At 63.9% G+C, this 14,901-nt stretch carries 8 protein-coding genes; all 8 read left to right on the top strand.

Annotation, left to right across the window (positions count from 1 at the left end; translation table 11 throughout):
* The first annotated feature begins 23 nt into the window (after positions 1-23).
* The 8 genes from ACXR2W_RS10315 to ACXR2W_RS10280 all read left to right on the top strand — a co-directional run bounded on the left by ACXR2W_RS10315 (position 24) and on the right by ACXR2W_RS10280 (position 14,864).
* Positions 24-2,600: an S-layer homology domain-containing protein gene (locus ACXR2W_RS10315; protein WP_458814859.1), complete on the top strand. Its 2,577-nt coding sequence runs from the start codon at positions 24-26 to the stop codon at positions 2,598-2,600.
* A gap of 67 nt (positions 2,601-2,667) precedes the next feature.
* Positions 2,668-4,944: an acyltransferase family protein gene (locus ACXR2W_RS10310; protein ID WP_458814950.1), complete on the top strand. Its 2,277-nt coding sequence runs from the start codon at positions 2,668-2,670 to the stop codon at positions 4,942-4,944.
* 211 nt (positions 4,945-5,155) lie between these two features.
* Complete coding sequence (locus ACXR2W_RS10305) at positions 5,156-5,305, top strand: type II toxin -antitoxin system TacA 1-like antitoxin (RefSeq protein WP_458814857.1); 150 nt, start codon at positions 5,156-5,158, stop codon at positions 5,303-5,305.
* 158 nt (positions 5,306-5,463) lie between these two features.
* On the top strand, positions 5,464-6,825 hold the full coding sequence (locus ACXR2W_RS10300; protein WP_458814855.1) for an SDR family NAD(P)-dependent oxidoreductase: 1,362 nt from the start codon (positions 5,464-5,466) through the stop codon (positions 6,823-6,825).
* Positions 6,826-6,833: 8 nt separating this feature from the next.
* Positions 6,834-10,643, top strand: a complete 3,810-nt coding sequence (locus tag ACXR2W_RS10295) for a bifunctional glycosyltransferase/CDP-glycerol:glycerophosphate glycerophosphotransferase (protein ID WP_458814853.1) — start codon at positions 6,834-6,836, stop codon at positions 10,641-10,643.
* A gap of 4 nt (positions 10,644-10,647) precedes the next feature.
* Positions 10,648-11,919: a nucleotide sugar dehydrogenase gene (locus tag ACXR2W_RS10290; RefSeq protein WP_458814851.1), complete on the top strand. Its 1,272-nt coding sequence runs from the start codon at positions 10,648-10,650 to the stop codon at positions 11,917-11,919.
* A 66-nt stretch (positions 11,920-11,985) separates the two neighbouring features.
* Complete coding sequence (locus ACXR2W_RS10285; protein ID WP_458814849.1) at positions 11,986-12,372, top strand: hypothetical protein; 387 nt, start codon at positions 11,986-11,988, stop codon at positions 12,370-12,372.
* 107 nt (positions 12,373-12,479) lie between these two features.
* A complete protein-coding gene (locus ACXR2W_RS10280; protein WP_489948847.1) occupies positions 12,480-14,864 on the top strand; it encodes a glycosyltransferase family 2 protein in 2,385 nt (794 codons plus the stop codon).
* Positions 14,865-14,901 lie beyond the last annotated feature (37 nt).

Raw genomic sequence — 14,901 nt, 5'->3', positions numbered from 1 at the left:
CCATCTCCCATGGAGTTTCAATCGTGCACCCCCATGCCACCTCGTCCAAGCTGCGCCGAGGCCTGTTTGCGACGCTCACGAGCGCCGCGCTGTTGCTCGGGGCGGTGACGCCCGCGGCCGCTGCGCCCACGGGCGAGCAGGCCGCCACGCTCGAAGCGGGCTCGACGACGGGCGCATCGCGCGTGCTCGCTCCGGATCAGCGCCCCGCTGTGAACGCCGGTGACGAATCTGGCGCCAGCGGCGGCACCGGCGGTGCGGCCGAGGCTGGGTCGCAGGGCGGCGGTGATGGCGCCGGCGGTAGCGGTAATAGCGGCGGTAGCGCTGGCGGCGATGCCGCTGGCAATGGTGCCAATGGCGAAGAAACCGGCGGCGGCGCCGATGACAATGCGACCGGCGGCAATGATGCCAGTGGCGAAGCCGGCGGCGGCGGGGCCGAGGGTGAGCCCGGCGGCGTCGATGCCAGCGCCGACGCTAACGCGAGCGCCGACGCTGACGCCAGCGTCAATGCCAACGCCACTGCCAACGCCACTGCCAACGCCACTGCCAACGCCAATGCCAACGTCAATGCCAATGCCAACGTCAACGCCAGCGGCGATGCTGACGGCGAAGACGTAGAAGAGACCGACGGCGAAGACGACGACGAAGACTCGACAGATAAGAAGACGCAGACCGCACCCAAGGGTGAAGCGGCGAAGGCGGCTCCCAAGACCGCGCCGTTTAAAGACGTGCCGGCGAAGCATCAGTTTCGCGACCAGATCGCGTGGCTCGCGGGCACCAAGATCACGACCGGCTACGCCGACGGGTCGTTTAAGCCGCGGGCGCACGTGTCGCGCGACGCGATGGCCGCGTTCTTAGAACGGTTTGACACGGCGCCGCCGCTACCCAAGGCGAAGTACTCGCGCTTCACCGATGTGAGCACCTCACACAAGTTCTTTCGCGAGATCTCGTGGCTCAGCGCGACGGGGGTGACGACGGGGTACGCCAACGGCCGGTTTGTGCCAGCGGGTTCGGTCGAGCGCCAGGCGATGGCGGCGTTCTTGTATCGGGCGGCGGGGCGGCCTTCGTTCAAAACACCCACGCGGGCGAGCTTTAGCGATGTGCCGCGCGGGCACAAGTTCTTTCGCGAGGTCGAGTGGCTCGCGAGCACCGGCATCACCACCGGGTATGCCAACGGCACGTTTAGACCTAATGCTCCCGTTGAACGCCAGGCGATGGCGGCGTTCTTGCAGCGCTTCGAGCAGAAATACTATGGCGGCAGCGCGCAGGCTGCTGCCGGGCAGACGGGTGCTGCGCTCGCGGTAACCGAGAAGACCGACTCGTCGCTGGTGGTGGCGTGGCAGCCTGTCGAAGACGCGAAGTCGTACCGGCTCGAGTGGTCGCGTTCAACGACGGGCGATCTGCCAGCTGCGCAGACGTTTAACGCCCAAACGACGTCTGCCAAGATCTCGGGGCTACGGCCCGGGCTGGGCTACCGCCTGCAGATCGTGGCCCAGATGACGAGCGGCGGGTCAACCAAAGCGAGCGTGGTGACGGGCAAGACACAGGCCGTGAAGACGTTGAGCGTCGCGACGTTTAATGTGGTGGCATCGAAGCAGGTCACCAAGGCGTGGATCAACTGGTCTGACCGGCGCCAGCACGTGTGGAACGTGGGTAACTCGCGCAGGCCCGATGTGATCGGGCTGCAAGAAGCAGGGGTCAACACGGTCGACCTGAATACTGGCAAGCCGGTGACGATCTCGCCGGTCACCAACGGGCTGCCACGGTTCTACCACGATGTTGTGCGCGGGTGGAAGGCGAAAGACGGCACCCCGTACCGCATGGTCAACGACAAACCGTGGAACTGCAAGAACTACTGGTCGTCTGCCGAGACGATGGCGCTGGGCGGCAAACGTTGCACGCTCACACGCAAGAACGTAGGGGCCACGCACGACATGCGTATCGCCTACAATCCGACGACAGTCACACTCATCGACTCGGGGGCGTACGAGCTGCCGCAGCCAGGCAATAGGCCGCTGCCCACCACTCACGGCGGCGAGTACGAAAACTACCTCGGCTGGGCGGTGTTTGAGCAGCACAGCACGGGTAAGCGGTTCTTCTTTGCCAACGTGCACCTCGACTACGCGCGCCGCGGGCTGCATGCCAAAACGATTCGTACGAAACTGGCAAGCCTCAACACCGAGAATCTGCCCGTTGTGCTGCTGGGCGACTTCAGCACGACACAGTGGGAGCAGGCCTATAAGCAGGTGATCGAACCGTTTAAGACGAGCGGCTTCACCGAGCTGCTGGGCAGCAAGTTTGGCACCTCTGATCGTGCGTGGACCGGGTTTGGCACGGCCTATCTGGGGCGCCCCAATTGCAACAGCATGAACGCGTTCACTAAACAGTACTCAATCATTGGTGCTCCCAACGGCCTGCCGAAGTGCTCGCAGACGTCGTTCATGGATCTGGGGCAGAACGGCGCCCACGTCGACTACATCTTGGCGAAGGGCATCAAGGGTGCCCCCGTGTGGGAGTCGATGCTCGACATGGACAACAACGGCAGGGTGCAGGGTACCCCGCCGTCTGACCACGCGATGCTGCGCGCAGAGGTGGTGCTGTGAGTGACGCTGTGAGCGGCGCTGTGAGCGACGCCGCAGGGCGGTCACTTAGAGTTAGTTGGTGACTTCAATGACCACGCCCACATCGACTGGCACTGCGACTGCGCCCAAGCCCGGCGCGGGCAAGGCGCCAGCGACGTTTTTCCCTCAGGTGCATGCGTTGCGTGCGATCGCGGTGCTCATGGTGCTGGTGTACCACCTGTGGCCGGCCCGCTACACGGGTGGGTTCATTGGCGTTGACGTGTTCTTGGTGATCTCGGGGTTCTTGATCACGGGGCACATTTGGCGGCAGCGCGAGCAGAGCTGGCGGCTGCTGCCCAAGTTTTGGCTGCGGCGCGTGCTACGGCTCGGCCCGGCAGCGCTCACTGTCGTCACGGTGACGGGCCTCCTCACCTTCGCGTTCGTGCCGCAGAGCTTTTGGGAACGCTACGCCCGCGAGGCGATCGCGAGCGTGCTCATCTCGGTCAACTTTGTGTTGTTTGGTGACTCGGTCGACTATCTCGCGGCCGACAACGCGCCCACGCCCTTCCAGCACTACTGGTCGCTGTCGGTCGAAGAGCAGTTCTACCTCGTCTGGCCGCTGCTCATCATCGCCGCCTCGCTGCTGGCGGCCCGCATCGCGCGCCGCGGTGCCCGGCGCCTCCCGCAGCCCGGCTCCCCGCAGCCCGGCTCCCCGCAGCCCGGCTCCCCGCAGCCCGGCTCCCCGCAGCCCGGCTCCCCGCAGCCCGGCGCTCCGCAGCCCGGCGCTCCGTTCGCCGCCGAAACGGTGGCCGTGCTCGTGATCGCGGCGGCCAGCGTCGCCTCTTTCGCGGTCTCGCTCGCGGTGCTGCCGGTGAGCCCCTCTGCCGCCTACTTCATGATGCCGCTGCGCATTTGGGAGTTTGGTGCTGGCGCCCTGCTCGCGCTGCTACTGCCGCGCTTGCTGCGGCACGCGCGCGGCGGGCTTCTGCGCACCCTCGCACGCATCGCGCTGCCCGCCGCCTACGCCGCCCTCGTGCTCAACGGCTACCTACTCAGCGGCGCTGCCCCCTTCCCGGGCTGGAACGCGCTCCTGCCAGTCGCGCTCACGGCGCTCGTGATCCTGAGCCACCCGTTCGCTGAGATGCCGCGGGCCGGGGCCTGGGCCGCGGTCGAACAGGGCCGCGTCACCACGTTTCTCGGCGACGTGTCGTACTCGGCGTACCTGTGGCACTGGCCGCTCATCATCATCGCGCCGTTTATGCTCGGGCACGACCTCACCCTGGTCACCAAGCTGGGCATTCTCGCGGTGACTCTGCTGCTCGCGTGGGTCACGACGCGCTGGATCGAGACCCCACTGCGCAGCCTCAAGGGCTGGGATCCTGTGGTGGTGCGGCGCCGGATCACGGGCATCACCTCGTGGGCGCTCGTTGCAGTGCTGGCCTGGACGGCGGCGATGTGGCTGGGAGGGCGCGTTGAAGCGCAGGCGCAGTTTAGCCAGGCGCAGACCGCCGATGTGTGTTTTGGCGCGCAGATGGCGCTGAGCCCCGAAGAGTGCGGGGCGCTGCCGGGGGAGCCGGGCACCGATGCGGCGCTCATGGCGGCCGCCACCGATAAGCCAGCGCCGTGGCCGCAGGAGTGCGTCGCAAAGCACACGGGCGCCGCCGCCCCGGTCTGCGAGTACCTTGCAGACGACCCGAACGCACCAGCGATTGTTTTGTGGGGCGACTCGCACGCTGGCGCGTGGTCGCCCGCGTTTGAAGAGGCCGCGAAGCGCCTGGGGCTCTCGCTGTACACGTTTACGCGTGACGGCTGCCCGCCCGCTGCGGTGAGCCCCATCGCCACCATCATGAACCGCGACATCGACGCGACCGAGCAGGGTAACTGTGCCGACCGCAACGCGCAGGTGCAGCAGTTCATCGACACGCACCCGGGCATCGTGGGCGTGTTCGCCGCGAACCTCTCGACGAACTACATCTTCCCTGAGGGAGCCGAGTTTGGACGCATCGACGAACTGCTGGCGGGGGTCGCAGACCGCGGCTACCCGGTTGTGCTCATGGGCGACGTGCCGCTCACCGGTGATGCCTACGGCAACCGCGTTAACATTGCTGAGTGCCTCGCAACGAACACGAGTGACCCATCGCGCTGTGACAACGAACGCACCCGCGCGCTCGACTCGCAGGGCCAGCGCGATTTTGTGCGCGCCCAGCTGGGTGACACGGTGACGGTGCTCGACAGCCAAGACAACTTCTGCGACAGCGACACCTGCTACGCGGCCATAGGCGGTGTGCCCGTGTTCTTTGATCAGACGCACCTCACCGACACGTTCTCACGCTCGCTCGGGCCGTGGCTGTCGGAGGCGATCGCCCCGCTCATCGAGAAGCAGTAGCGGTCGATAAGCCCTGACGGGAGGCGCCGGGGTTTCTAGCTCGCGCCATCAGGTGGATTCTGTTAGCCCCATAATTCCAACTCCGTATACAAAAAATATGCGCGACGAATTCCGATTTAGACTGGCCCAGAAGCGGAATTAGTCGCGCATATTTGACTGTCGCCGTACGCCGGCTCTCGTGAGATGACCGGTTTTTCAATGCGTGCGTACAATGGGCGCACGTAGCGTCCTTCTAGAAGAGGCAATCTTGAAGTTGAGCGCCGGTGAGGTTGCACAAATCGCTGACCTGATGGAAAACCCACCAGCGCCTAACGATGAACTGAATCGTGCAGCTCGCCGACTTGCGGAGCTTAGGTTGTAACCAGCAACGATTCAGTTCAGCGGTCGATGCGGCCGGGCGGGAGGCGCCGGGGTTTCTAGCTCGCGCGCAGACGGGTGGCCTAGAATGTCGTACGAGTGTGTCTAAAGCCGCCGTGGCGGCGCGGGCGCACAGACTGTTTGCCAATCGAAGGATTATGCGTGACGCAAGAGAAGACCATTGTTGTGCTGCTCGCCGGTGGTGTGGGCACACGAGTAGGCATGGGCGTACCCAAGCAGCTCTTGAAGATCGCGGGCAAACCGATTGTTGAGCACACGCTTGAAGCGTGCGAGGCGAGCCCGCTCGTTGACGAGATCATCATCATGATGAACGCCGAGACGCTCGCGTCGCTCGACTACCTCAAGGGCCGCCCGGGCGCAAAGCTCACGCGCATCCTGCCCGGCGGTGCGACCCGCAACGACACGACACAGCTCGCGCTCGCCGCGATCGACGGTAACCCTCGCGTGCTGTTTCACGACGCCGTGCGTCCCTTCATTGACGCGCGCATCATCGAAGACTGCGTGCGCGCCCTCGACGAGTTTGACGCGGTCGATACCGCGATCTTGTCGGCCGACACGATCATTCAGGTAAACGACGACAACTGCATCTCGGCGATCCCGAAGCGCGGGGACCTTCGACGCGGGCAGACCCCGCAGGCGTTTCGCGCCGACGTGCTGCGAGAGGCATACCGCATCGCTGAGGGCGACGACTCGTTTGCCGCCACCGACGACTGTGGCGTCGTGTTCAAATACCTGCCCGAGGTGCCCATCAAGGTCGTCGACGGCACCCCCGAGAACATGAAGGTCACCGACCCGATCGACCTGCACATTGCCGACAAGATCTTCCAGCTGCAGTCAACGCCTACGGCGGCGCTCGAGCATCAGCTCACCGAGCTCGAAGACTCGGTCGTCGTCATCTTTGGCGCCAGCTACGGCATCGGTGAGAGCATTGCGACGATGGCTGCTGAGGCTGGGGCGCGGGTGCACGCGCTGAGCCGTTCGGTCACGGGCACCAATATTACTGATCCGGAGTCGGTGCAAAACGCACTTGACCGCGTGCTCGAAGCAGAGGGGCGCATCGATCACGTGATCGTGACCGCCGGGGTGCTTAAGATCGCGACGCTCAATGACGCCGATACGACCGAGATCATCGACACAGTGACCACGAACCTTGTGGCGCCCGCGCTGCTCGCGAAGGCGAGCTTCGCGGCGCTGCAGCGCACGCAGGGCACGCTCACGTTCTTCACGTCGAGCTCGTACACCCGCGGCCGCGCCGGCTACAGCATGTACTCGGCCACGAAGGCGGGCATTGTGAACCTCACGCAGGCGCTCGCCGAGGAGTGGGCCGACGAGGGCGTGCGGGTCAACACTGTGAACCCGCAGCGCACCGCCACCCCCATGCGCACGCAAGCGTTTGGTGACGAGCCCGAGGGCACGCTGCTCACGGCAGAGGCGGTGGCCGAGGCCACGCTACGGCTGGTGAGCTCGGGCACGACCGGCCAGGTCGTCAACGTGCGACTGTAGGGGGAGCCGTGAGTATTCGAACGAAGCTCGTCGATAAGCTGTCGAGCCCAGAACTGCTGCCGCTGCGCGAGAAAGTGCGCATGACGAAGCGTCGCGCGCTCGGCACCGTGGCGCGCGGGCGCCGCATGATGACCCGCGGCAGCGTGCCGGGGCTGCTCAGCATCGTCGTGCCGATGTACGGCGTGGAGCGCTACATCGGTGAGTGCCTCGAGTCACTGCAAAAGCAGAACTACCCCAACGTGCAGATTGTCGTCGTTGACGACGGGTCCCCCGACCGCAGCTACGAGGTCGCGCGCAGCTATGCCAAGTGGGACCCGCGTATTGAGATCGTGCGACGCAAGAACGGTGGCCTGAGCGCGGCCCGCAACACCGGCATCGAGCACGCGCGCGGCGAATACCTCGCATTTCTTGACAGCGACGACTTTGTCGACCGTCACGCGTACCAAGACGCGATTGAGAGCCTTACGCGCACGGGCTCAGACTTTGCGGTGATGCCGTACCGGCGTGAACGCAACGGTAGTTTTCCGCCCGCGGGTGAGTGGGTGCGCGCCGCGCACGCGGGGCGCCGCGATGCGGTGTCGCTCGCCGAGTTTCCTGACATCATGGTCAACGCGGTCGCCTGGAGCAAGGTGTACCGGCGTGAGTTTTGGGTGGAGCACGGCTTCGAGTTTCCTGAGGGACTGCTCTACGAAGACCAGGCCGTCTCGATGGCCGCGTATGCCGCGGCCCGCACGTTCGACGTGCTGCCGCGCACCAGCATCAACTGGCGCATACGCAACGACCAGACGTCGATCTCGCAGCAGCTGGTCAACCCCCGCAACATCGCCCACCACCTGATCGCGGTGCGCGACTCGATCGAGCAGCTCGAGCGGTTTGGGGCGACCGACGCGTGTGACGTGCGCATTCTGCAAAACCTCAACAACAACCTGGGCGAGTTCTTGCCCAACATCTTTCAGATGGGCGACGATGCCTGGCGCGAGTTCGTCGAGTTTCTCACCTACCTGAGCGACCAGACCACCGACGACATGTGGCGCCAGATCGAGGTGCGCAAAAAGGTGCTCGTGGGGCTCATCGTGCGCGGTGAACGCGACCTCGCCGAACGCTTCTTGACCGAGCGCGGCTGGCACCGCGACCTGTTTGGGGGTGCACTGCAGGGCGATTCGATCATCGCAGCCGTGCCACTGCGCGAGGAGCTCGCGCAGGTGCTCCCCGAGATGGCATTCGTCTACTCGGTGCAAGAGACGCAGCTGCACGCGGTGTGGCGGCGCGTGCGCGCGGCTGACAGCGCGGCGGCTGACACCGCGGCGACCGGCAGCGCGGCGGGTGCGCAGAACGACGTCGAGATCGACCTGTTTGCGCACATTAACCACCTGCCCATCGATCGCGTCGACAACCAGCTCGAGGTGAGTCTCGTCGCCCCCGACGGCACGGCCACCCCGCTGCAGGTGACGCGTCGCAAGTCCCACCTTGATGCGCGCTCGAACACGCGCCGCTACGCCGACATGTCGACGGGCGCTGCGACGGTGCACGTGCCGCACGCGCTGCTCGCGGCAAACGGTGACTACGAGCTGCGCGCCACGATGACGGCGGGTGCCCTCACTCGCACCGCGACCGTGACGCTCGACGATAGGAGCGAGTTTTCGGTTGCTGCGCAGCTCGACACAGACCGCCTGTTTGCTCCTGTGGGGCGCGCTGACGAAAAGGCGCAGCTGCGCGTGTGGCGGCCTGCGGTGCGGGTTGCGAGCGCAGTGTGCGAGCGCGGCAGCGTTCAGCTCACGCTCACGAGCGACCTCGATGTGAAGCAGGTCGCGCTCGAGCGCGTCGACGACCGCCTGCGCGCCCAGCGTGAAGCGACCGCGGTGGCGGGCAACCGCAGTACCGGTTACTCGGCTACGATCGCGCTGCCGAGCGCCGAACGCGGCCCGGTCGAATACCTGCTCGTGGCGGTTGATAGCCGCGGCACCAAGCACTACCCGACGCTGCCGGGCGCGGCACTGTCGAACGCACCGTCGAACGCACAGCCGAGTGCGCAGCTCGGTGCACAGCCCGGCGACAAGTCAGGTGCACGTTCGAGTACCTACGTGCACGTCGCAGCGCAGCTGCACACGACGCCGGCAGAGTTTCTGCTGCGAAGGCAGCAGCTCGCCGAGCAGCCGGGTAAGGCCTCAGAGTCGCTCCTGTTTCAACAGGAGCCGGGCCGCACCCTCATCGTCGACGCGCGCGGTGGCGCGCTCGTGACGGGCGTCGACGTGACCGAAGACGAAATCTTGCTGGCGGTGCAGCTGCCCGCGGGCGCTGCGAAGCTGGTGGGCGGCACGGCACGATCCGGATCGTTTGAACACAGCCTGAAGATTACCGAGCACGGTGAGGGCTTGGCGGTCGCGATGCCGCTGCGCGCGAACGCGTGGGGCCTCGGCACCACGGGCCTGAAGCGGGGCGAGTACCGCCTGATGGCGCGTGACGTCGACGGGAACCGGGTGCGGTTGTACCTGGGGCATGAGCTCGCACAGCAGCTGCCGGTGCGGGCACTCACCAGCACCGTGAGGGTGTCGCTTGAAAGGTCGCCGCGCGACCTGCTGCGCGTGCACATCGACCCGCCGCACGCAGACGACGAGATCGGGTGGGGCGACCGGTGGCGGCTGCGTGACCATTTTGCGACGCTTCGGCCAGCCTCAGATAGCAAGACCGTGCTGTTTCGTAACCGCTATGGCGAAGACGCAAACGACTCGGCGCTCGCCGTGCACAACGAGCTGGTGAAGCGAGGCGCAGACCTCGATCTGGTGTGGGCGGTGCGTGACGCATCGGTGCGGGTGCCCGAGGGAGCGCGCACTGTGCTCGAAGAGAGCCGCGAATACTACGAGGCGTTTGGTACCGCGAAGTACGTGATGGTCAACGTGCACCAGCCCGAGTGGTACGTAAAGCCCGAGGGCCAGGTGCTCGTTCAGACGCACCACGGCTACCCCTTCAAACTGCAGGGGCGCAGGTGGTGGCAGAAGTTGGGCGACACTGCCGAGCGCCAGGAGTCGCTGTTTAGGCGCGCCGACGAGTGGGACTACCTCGTGTCGCCGGCGAAGTATGCGACCGCGCCGCTGCTCGAGTTTTACCGTTCGAGCGAGGGCGTGCCGAGCGAGGTACTCGAGATCGGGTACCCCCGCAATGACGCGCTGCTTGACGCGCAGGCTTCGAAGCTGCGCGACGAGACGCGCGCCCGACTGGGCATTGGCGACGACAAGCGCGTCATCTTGTATGCACCCACGTACCGCGATTACCTGTCGGCCGACCAGATGTCGCCGGTCGCGATGCCCGAGTTTCTCGACTTTGCGCAGCTGAGCGACGAGCTGGGGCCCGACTACGTGATTTTGATGCGCGGGCACCCGTTCAATGCGCAGAGCGAGACCCGGCACAACAGTGCGTTTATCAACGTGACCGACTACCACGACATCAACCACCTGATTCTCGCGTCAGACATGGCGATTCTCGACTACTCGTCGCTGCGCTTTGACTACGCCCTCACGGGCAAGCCTGCGTTGTTCTTTGTGTCAGACCGCGAGCGTTACTTTGCGGGGCGTGAAAGCTTTGTGCCCTACGACGACACCGTCTCGGGCCCGCAGATCACCGACCAGGGGGAGCTGACTAGGCAGATTCGCCGAGCCGATGATGTGGCGCGCGAGTACGAACCCGTGCGGCAGCGATTTATCGCCGATTTTATGGAGCAGGAGGACGGTCATGCGGCCGCCCGCCTCGTCGACATTGTGTTTGCGTCGCGCGGTGATGCGGGTGGAGCACCAGAGAGTGTCAGCACAGAGGGCTTAGAATAGCCGAGTGAATAGTTCAGTCGCGCCCAAACTCATCGTCATTGGTCAGGGATACGTTGGCCTGCCGCTCGCGGTTCGCGCCGTAGAGGCCGGGTACGACGTGGTCGGCATCGACTTCGATAGCCGCCGCATCGACGCGCTAAACAACGGTGACTCGTACATCGAAGACATCTCAGATGAGGTGCTGGGTGCTGCGCGCGAGACGGGGCGTTACCGTGCGACCGCCGACTATGCCTCAGCCGAGGGCTTTGACTTCGCCGTTATTACGGTGCCGACACCGCTCAAGGATTCGCTGCCTGATCTCAGCTTCATTGAGAGCGCGGGCGCGTCGCTCGCTCCTTACATCACGCCCGGTGCGACGGTCGTGCTCGAGTCGACGACCTACCCGGGTACGACGCAGGAGCTGCTCGTGCCGATCCTTGAAGCGGGTTCGTCGCTGAGCGCTGGCGCAGACTTTCACGTGGGATACAGCCCCGAGCGTATTGACCCGGGCAACCCGCAGTTTGGGTTCAAGACCACGCCCAAGATTGTTTCGGGCATCGACGCTGCATCGCTCGCGAAGATTGACGGACTGTTCTCTGATCTTGTCGACCAGACCGTTCCCGTCAGTACTCCGCGCGAGGCCGAGACAGCGAAACTGCTCGAGAACACCTTTCGTCACGTGAACATCGCACTCGTGAACGAGCTAGCCGTGTTCGCTCACGAGCTGGGTGTCAACGTGTGGGAAGCGATCGACGCTGCGGCGACCAAGCCCTTCGGGTTCATGAAGTTTACGCCCGGCCCCGGCGTCGGCGGTCACTGCCTGCCGATCGACCCGAGCTACCTGTCGTGGAAGGTACGTACGCAGTTGGGGCGCAACTTCCGTTTCGTTGAACTGGCGAACGACGTGAACGAGCACATGCCAGATCACGTCGTGCAGCGCGTCATGCACCTGCTCAACGATGAGGGTAAGGCGCTGCGCGGCGCGAAGGTGCTGCTCGTGGGCATCGCCTATAAGAAGAACTCGGGCGACTCACGTGAATCGCCCGCGCTGCGTATCATCGAGCTGTTGCAAAGCTTTGGTGCAGAGGTGCTTGCCGTTGACAGTCACGTAGAAGATCACCGCTGGCCCGAGGGGGCAGAGCGGGTGACGCTCACACCCGAGACTGTCGAAGCGTCAGACATTGCGATCGTGGTGACCGATCACTCAAACATTGATCTCTCGCTGCTGGTCGAGTCTGACACCCCGGTGTTTGACACACGCAACAGCCTGAGCGGCCCCCGAATCCACCGCCTGTAGCCACAGGCAAGTACACCCGCCACGCTGGTCGGTGCCCTGTGCTTGGTCAAGTGATGGAGAAGTTTTATGCGATTGAATTTTAGGCAGTGGGCGGTCCTTGGGCTTCTCATCCTCTGTGCGTGCATCACGGTGCTGGTGGCCCTGTTTGGCCCGCTGCGTTTTGCGCTTATCGGTCTTACCGTCACAGTGGTGGTGAGCGCTGCGCTCATGCTGCTGTTTCTGCGTAAGGTGCTCTCGGCCGTATACCGCAATAACGAAGATTTTGATGCCCGCTTGAGGAACTCCGCCCCGGGCGGAGCCGCGGGTGATGCCGAGAGCCTGCGCGAAGAACTGGACGAACTCAGCGAGAGCGTCGAGTTGCTGCACCAGCACCTTCCCGAGCGTGTAGCGGTGCGGCTCGCATACGAAATTGAGCTGGGGCGCCGCGGCGCGACCGAAACCGAGCGGTCGTGATCTGAGCACCAATGAGTTTCACTCAATGGCCGTATGTGCACGGTCTTTTTTCTGACGTCGACAGCGAAGCTGCGATCGCAGAAATCGATCTCGAACGATTTTTCGTAATGAGTCGTCGCTCAGTGTGGCGCACGTTCGGAATCGGTGCTCGCATGCGGTCAAGCGATGCGCTTGACCGCATGGCATGGGAGGCGAGCTCAGGGGAATACACCTGGGAGCGTATGCGCCGTGAGATTGAGCTGGACGGTTCCCGCGAGCAGCTCGACCAGTGGGAGCACTATCGCGTCGTCGCGGCCGCGGTACTGCACGGCGTGCTCGACCCCACACCCGCGCGGTTCGACCTCGCGGTCAAAGTGTTGCGTAACATTCCGAACCAACGCTGCCTCGCCCCCCAAGGAGGACATCATGTCTTGCGCCTGGGGCTGCAGATGGCAGCTATGCGCGGTGCCTTTGACGTTGTGCGGCACCTGAGCTCGATGCCGTTTGCTGAGCCCGACGTTATTTGGGCCGCAGAGCTCGACGCGTTGAGACCATCAGGGGAAGCTGCCTGGGCAGAAGCACGCACGTACGCCACCGGCAAGGGTAAGTTACCTGCAAACGTCGACACCTGGTGGCGTCGCTTCAACGAGTTGATCATCGACGCTGGCCTCGAACCGTTCGAACTTGACCTGAGCAAGCTCGAATCAGAAAACGAGATTTTCGGCGCGGTGCATGCGCCGCGCGTAGGGGCGGCGACGGTGCCGGTCCATGAGCAGCCGCTGGTGTCAGTCATCGTGCCCACCTACAACCCCGAGTCGTCGTTTTTGCGCACGATCGAGTCTCTCGTCTGGCAGTCCTGGGCGAATCTCGAGATTCTCGTCATGGACGACCGATCCACCGCGGGCCACGAGTTTTTGCAGGCTGCTACCGAGATCGACAGCCGAGTGCGCGTGATTCAAATGCCTGAGAACGGTGGGGCATACCGGGCGAGAAACGCGGGCTTGCTCGCCGCGTCTGGCGAGTACGTTACGTTTCAGGACGCAGACGATATTTCTCACACGAGGCGCGTCGAGTATCAGATTGCACCCTTGCTCGCTGACGATGCTCTGGTCGCGACCGAGTCGCGCGCACAACGCGCAGTCATCGACGGCAGCCTCACGTTTTTGGGATACACGCCGCACCGGTCAAACGCGTCCTCGATGTTCTTTAGGCGTGAGTTGGTCCTTGAAGCCCTCGGCGGTTTCGACGGCGTGCGCAAGGGTGGCGACTCTGAGTTCGCGCAGCGGCTTACCGCAGCATTCGGGCCAGACGCGATTCGACGCATTCCCGAAGTGCTTGCGCTCGTGCAGCTGACCATCGGGTCACTTTCGCGCTCTGATTTTCGGCATGGGTGGATGTCGGGCAACCGCGTGAGCTACGTGCACCAGTACCGCCGGCGCCACCGCGAGATTGCCGCGAGCGAGCAAGCTGACTGGCGCCTCACTCCTGACGACCCCTACGTGTCTTGGTCTGCTCCCGGAATGCGTGGCCAGAAAGCAACAGCATCGCTTGAACTCGCCGCGCTCAAAGACTGGCGTGAGCGTGTTGAGATCCCCACAGACGGTGAAAAATACTTGCGTGAACGACTCATCGGCCGCGCTGAAGGTCCTGTTGGTTTGCTCAATGGCGTCTTTCCACGTTTCAGTTCGCTCGCACGTGATGCGGTATCAAACGAACTCACTGGAGCAGTCGAAGCCGGTGTAGCGACGTGGGTGAACTGGATCGATCAGACCCACATCGAGACTCTTGTTGTGGCGGATCCCGAGTACCTTCTATATTTACCTGATGCGAACGAGATGGGCGTTACCGCCTCTCGAGTCGAGATTAGGGTGGGGCAGTCACTTCGCGACCTGAAGCAAGTGTCGTCGCCAATTCTCGCGCCCTTGGCATGGTGTGAAGAACGTGTGCTGTCACACTTTGGGGTAACACCGACATGGGTTGCTGAGTCACCACATATCGCGAAGTATATAAGTGACCAAGGGCGTGACGTAGTATTGGACCAGTGGGAAGAACCGCGAGCGCTTCGTGTGATAGAGCGTGGGGGCCGCCCCATAGTTGGTTTGGTTTTGCCCATGCCTGAGGACCAAGTTAGGTGGGAACCAGGACGGTTGGCTTCGCTACTGCCAGATCCTCAGCTCGTAGAGATCGTTATCTATGACCAGTTTGGGTACCTCGAGGTCGAACGGCAAGAACCGATTGACTTCAGCGGTTGGCACGTCGTTACAGCCGATGAGTGTACTCCAGCGCAGTTCGTGAACGATGTTGACATACTGGTGCCTGACTTGTTTGCGCATGGCCTGCTCTCAGCGGGCAGCTGGGTAAAGCGTGCCGCACAAGCTGGGGTACGTGCGGTAATGCCGCGAAGCACACTCAACGAGCATGGCGATCGCGTGACTACGTATGTGCCTGGCGGCTCACGAGACTTGCTCTCATTACTCGCAATCGGTGGAGGACGAAGCAGAATTGAGTACTGATGTAAAGTCGCGTCAGCAACGTCTCGGAGCAAAGCGT

The organism is Leucobacter faecis, assembly GCF_054456695.2.
The sequence above is the reverse complement of the archived record's forward strand: the minus strand, read 5'-3'. Positions and strand labels throughout refer to the sequence as shown.

Bases quoted from the DNA above. Each gene is read 5' to 3' on its own strand.
- ACXR2W_RS10310 (WP_458814950.1), top strand. From the start codon at position 2,668: ATGACCACGCCCACATCGACTGGCACTGCGACTGCGCCCAAGCCCGGC.
- ACXR2W_RS10305 (WP_458814857.1), top strand. From the start codon at position 5,156: ATGGGCGCACGTAGCGTCCTTCTAGAAGAGGCAATCTTGAAGTTGAGC.
- ACXR2W_RS10285 (WP_458814849.1), top strand. From the start codon at position 11,986: ATGCGATTGAATTTTAGGCAGTGGGCGGTCCTTGGGCTTCTCATCCTC.
- ACXR2W_RS10280 (WP_489948847.1), top strand. From the start codon at position 12,480: ATGAGTCGTCGCTCAGTGTGGCGCACGTTCGGAATCGGTGCTCGCATG.